Raw genomic sequence first — 3,911 nt, 5'->3', positions numbered from 1 at the left:
CTGATCCGACACTCGCCGCTCGACGTCGCCGATCAACTTGCCGACGCCTTCCTTGGCTTGCCGGATACGGCGGCCGAGCTCGCGTGGTCCACGTGACATGGAGCCCGACGGTAGCGAGCCCTTCGGCTCCCGGTGCACTTCGGCGGTCAGTTGGGCGGTCAGTTCGGCGTGGCCGGAGTTCTCGTCGGGGCGTCGGTCGTCAGATCAGCAGCATCGCCCGGCGAACTGGTCAACAGGGTGGCTGCAGCGTGGCCAGCATCGTCGATCTTGCTGGTGGCTTCATGAACCACCGTGTCGGCGGCCTGCGAGACGCCGTTCTTGATCGACTTGCCGAGCGGCGCAGTCGTCTTTTTAATTTCGGAAGCGAGTTGTTTGCGCTGCTTATCGTTCAGCGCTGCACCGAGGGCGAAGCCGGCGAGTAGGCCGAACAGCAGGCCTTTGACGAATTTGCGTTGAGGAGCGAGCATCAGGCTGCGACCTTGAGCGGTGCGTTCGCCTCGGTGCTCTGGCGGCTCGCAGCCCACTTCATGCCTGCCAAAGCGGCGAGAACGAGAGCGATGACGCTGAGCGAGATGCTGGGATTGTTGCGAACGGTGCGGCTGCTGGCACGCAGGCCTCTGACGACAAGTCGGCCGCCATGCACGGAGACGTCGCTGGCTGTGCCGACCAAGTCGCCGGCAGTGTCGAAGATTGCGGTTGCAGTGTCACCGAGCACATCAGTCATGTCGCTGATATCGACCGCCTGCACGGTCGAGCGAATCGCGTCGAGGGCGTCGACGGGAAGTTGGTCGGTCATGGAGATGTTCATGGAAGAGAACTACCCAGCTCGGGAACGGTCTAAACCGTGCCCGCAGGATTCCTCACACGACGTTTGAGATTGACAATCGGTTGGTCAGGCGGCGTGCTTGATGCAACGGACGTGCCGGCGGCCATCGATCATGACGAGTTCGACCAGATCCATCGCTGCTTCGACGATGAACAGACCGCGGCCAGCCGGTTGTGTCGGATCTGGAACAGCTCTCGGTTCGTCAAGATCGAGTTCGTCTGCACCGGAGACAAGCAATTGCCAGTTGGTGTCGGTTCGCTCGAAGGCAATGGTGACCGTCTTGCTTGTCGAGTGCTGGATGACGTTCGTGGCCAACTCGCTGACGACCAGTTCGAATGTTTCAGCGACATCACTCGGTGCGCCGGATTGACGAGCGAGGCGGGCAAAGGCGGCTCTGAGAGGCGCCAGTTCAGACACGTCGGCAGCGAAAGTCACGTGGGAGTCACGTGGAAAATCGGCGAACGATGTCATGGAATGGAGTCTGCCCGGCCAGTTGTGTGGCAAACCTCGAACAGCGAGAAGTTATCCCAGATGGTCAGGCGGGGTTGACGATGTGGAGATGGTCGGCCAGGCCACTGATCTCGATGATTCGGAAGACCGACTTGCTGGGCCGTTCGATGAGCAGTTTCCGCTCAACTGCATCGGCGCGCTGGTGTGCGCCGATCAGCACCCGAAGCCCGCTCGAATCCATGAACCGCACGCCGGCCATGTCGATCCGTACATCGCCGCTGCCGGGAAGGGGCTCAAGCGCCGAGGCGAGATCATGGCACGTGTGGGCGTCGATCTCGCCGGCGACTGAAAGGCCATCGGCGGTGATCTCGATGTCAAGGCGGCTGGCGGGTTTGGACATCGCCAAATGATAGCTGACGACGTCGACTTCGGCGCACACGTATCTGACTGCCACCCGAGTGAGCGATGCAGCCTCAGCCGTAGCGCCGCTGATTCCTGCACACGATCGCTGCAGCGTCATCTGTGCGATGCGGATCGGCTACGCGGGAGGCGATCATGTCCACGATGACGTCCACTGACACCTGTTGTCGGCCTCCGTGCTGGGCGGTTTTGATGGCCCGGTCCACAGCCCGGCAGAAGTCATCGACGCTGTCATCGATGGTCTCGTCGCGCAGTTCGACGACCCCGTCCGTGAATGCCACGAGCACGGCATCTTGCGGGAAGGGCTGCACGATTGAGCAATATCCGCCGAGCCCGCTGCCGAGTGGAGGGCCGAGGCCCGACTCAACGACCACTGAACGTGCGCCAAGCTCGGCCATCACCGGGGGAAGGTGGCCAGCCGAGGCCAGCTCGATGGTTGCTGCGACCGAGTCGAACACCATCACCAGTGCGGTGGCCATGGTGTTCAACGATCGGGTGTGGAAGTACTGGTCGGTGAGCTGAAGACTTTCTGAAGGGTCGCCGGTGGCCAGCAGATGGGCCGCGAGGACGTGTCTGACCTGGCCCATCTCGGCCGCGGCACGCGCGTTGTGGCCGACGACATCGCCGATGACGATCGTCGTTCGCTGATCATCGAGTCTGATGACGTCGTACCAGTCGCCACCGACGTCCTGCGCATTGCGGCCTGCTTCATACAGCGTGGCGATGTCGAGGCCTTCGACTTCGGGCAGGTGGGCTGGCAGCAGTGAGTCCTGCAACGTCGTTGCGAGCTCGTGGTCGACTTCAGTGTTCATGGAGCGGGCGAACGCCGGCGTAACAGCTTCAATCAATTCGGCGATCAACTCGCGCTCGAGTTCGTCCAGTTCGTGTGCATCGCTCCACGCCATGACCACCGCTGCCGCAGGCCGGTCGCCACCAGGGATCGGCTCGATGAACAAGCTGCCACAGTCGGCTCGCTCGGCATTGGCGACAAGATCGGGCCACGGAGCAAACTCGGAACGGTTGACGAGCTCGCATGTAGCCCGATCGCCACGGAGCACGTCGGTGATGGGCACGAGTGTCGACAACGGCACGCTGCTCCAATCCCGAACGATCTCAGAGGGAACCTCGGGGCTGTGCACGATCTTGACGACGTCATCGTTATCGACGAACGCGACCATGACCCAGCGACATTCGAAGATCGTGCTGGCGCCTGAAACAAGCACTTCGGCGACGCCCTCCCGGGTCACCTGGCCGCTGGTCTCGGCGCCGAGGCGATTGATGTTCAGTCGGTGTTCGCGTGCCCGACGCTCACGGCCGAGCTGTGCACGGAGCGCACCAGCTTCGAGTTGGAGTTCGTCCTCAATGTCGGAGAGCACACTGCATCATAGACGCTGGCAGAACTCTCCAACCAAGGCACCGATGTATGTCGGCGGAGCGTTCTTGGGTCATTCGTCGGCGTCGAGGAGGTGACGCATCTGCTCGAACGACCGCTTGAGTAGTCGGCTCACGTGCATCTGGGAGACGCCAACTTGTTCCGCGATCTCGGTTTGCGATTTCTCCTCGTAGAACCGCAGCTCGATGATCCGGCGCTGCCGTTGGGATAATCCGGCGATGAGCTGCTCAATGATGTGGGCATTCTCGGCATCTTCGTACGACCGGTCGTCGGTAGCGAGTCGAGCCTGCCGGTCGATGGCAGTGCCGTCGTCGGTACCGCGGTCGATCGTGTCGACGGAGGATGCTGCGCTCGCAGCCAGGCCGCGCAAGACATCGTCACGCTCGACGTGAAGGTGGCTGGCGAGTTGGTCGACGGTGGGCGATAAGCCGGTCCGTTGTTCGAGGTCGCGCGCTGCGTTCCGAACCAGGAGGTGCAACTCTTTTGCCCGACGGGGCACCTTGACCGTCCACGACGCGTCTCGGAAATGGCGCTTCAATTCGCCTTCGATGGTGCGGCCCGCGAACGATGAGAAGGCGACGCCGTACTCGGGGTCGAAGCGGTCGACGGACTTGACGAGGCCGATCATCGCCACCTGGCGGAGATCGTCGTCGCGTCGGCCTCCGTGAGCGAAGCGCTGAGATATATGTATGGCGAGCCCCATATGGCGCTCGACGATCTGGTTGCGAAGCGAACGCCGCTTGGTCTGCGCGTACTCGCGAAAGATCTCGAGATCGTCGAGGTCGACCGGGTGCTGGTCGGTGCTCACTTCAGGTCGAGAGT

General features: G+C 62.3%; 6 protein-coding genes. All 6 read right to left on the bottom strand.

From position 1 onward, the window contains the following. Positions 1-158: 158 nt before the first annotated feature. Positions 159-467: a hypothetical protein gene (locus ACH2EI_RS20780; RefSeq protein ID WP_395155554.1), complete on the bottom strand. Its 309-nt coding sequence runs from the start codon at positions 465-467 to the stop codon at positions 159-161. Further along, positions 467-796 (bottom strand): hypothetical protein, encoded by a 330-nt coding sequence (locus tag ACH2EI_RS20775; RefSeq protein WP_395155553.1) that lies wholly within the window; start codon positions 794-796, stop codon positions 467-469. The genes ACH2EI_RS20780 and ACH2EI_RS20775 overlap by 1 nt, the downstream gene beginning before the upstream one ends. Positions 797-892: 96 nt before the next feature. Further along, the gene (locus tag ACH2EI_RS20770) at positions 893-1,297 is read right to left on the bottom strand and encodes an ATP-binding protein (protein WP_395155552.1); all 405 of its coding nucleotides are present in this window, start codon (positions 1,295-1,297) and stop codon (positions 893-895) included. A 64-nt stretch (positions 1,298-1,361) separates the two neighbouring features. Next, positions 1,362-1,676: an STAS domain-containing protein gene (locus ACH2EI_RS20765; protein WP_395155551.1), complete on the bottom strand. Its 315-nt coding sequence runs from the start codon at positions 1,674-1,676 to the stop codon at positions 1,362-1,364. 73 nt (positions 1,677-1,749) lie between these two features. Then, positions 1,750-3,072 (bottom strand): PP2C family protein-serine/threonine phosphatase, encoded by a 1,323-nt coding sequence (locus tag ACH2EI_RS20760; RefSeq protein ID WP_395155550.1) that lies wholly within the window; start codon positions 3,070-3,072, stop codon positions 1,750-1,752. Between the two features lie 69 nt (positions 3,073-3,141). Next, on the bottom strand, positions 3,142-3,911 hold a 770-nt coding region (locus ACH2EI_RS20755), incomplete at its 5' end, for a SigB/SigF/SigG family RNA polymerase sigma factor (RefSeq protein WP_395161471.1).

The sequence above is a fragment of the Ilumatobacter sp. genome (assembly GCF_041688325.1).
GTDB lineage: Bacteria > Actinomycetota > Acidimicrobiia > Acidimicrobiales > Ilumatobacteraceae > Ilumatobacter_A.
The sequence above is the reverse complement of the archived record's forward strand: the minus strand, read 5'-3'. Positions and strand labels throughout refer to the sequence as shown.